Raw genomic sequence first — 209 nt, 5'->3', positions numbered from 1 at the left:
GCTCGGAGATGTGTATAAGAGACAGATCTAACCTGTCGATAAGGTGCTGCATCGATGNTCAGATGTGTATAAGAGACAGCTGTTGCTAGGCCTACTGCTGCCGGTTGTGGCGGGTGCGGCTGAGTTGTACCGCTACGTCGATGACAAAGGCACCACGGTGCTCAGCCGTCAGGGCGTGCCGCCGGAGCACATCAGCAAAGGGTATGAAG

Annotated in this window: 1 protein-coding gene; it reads left to right on the top strand. The window is 55.8% G+C overall.

Features of this window, described 5'->3' with window-relative positions; translation table 11 throughout:
• Positions 1-64: 64 nt before the first annotated feature.
• A partial coding sequence (locus ACQ4LH_RS21460; protein ID WP_430698989.1) for a DUF4124 domain-containing protein occupies positions 65-209 on the top strand: 145 nt, incomplete at its 3' end.

It is taken from the genome of Pseudomonas peli, assembly GCF_050563605.1.
In the GTDB taxonomy this organism is placed as follows: Bacteria; Pseudomonadota; Gammaproteobacteria; order Pseudomonadales; family Pseudomonadaceae; genus Aquipseudomonas; species Aquipseudomonas peli_A.
Note: the sequence above shows the minus strand (reverse complement) of the source record. Positions and strands in the feature narration are given on the sequence as shown.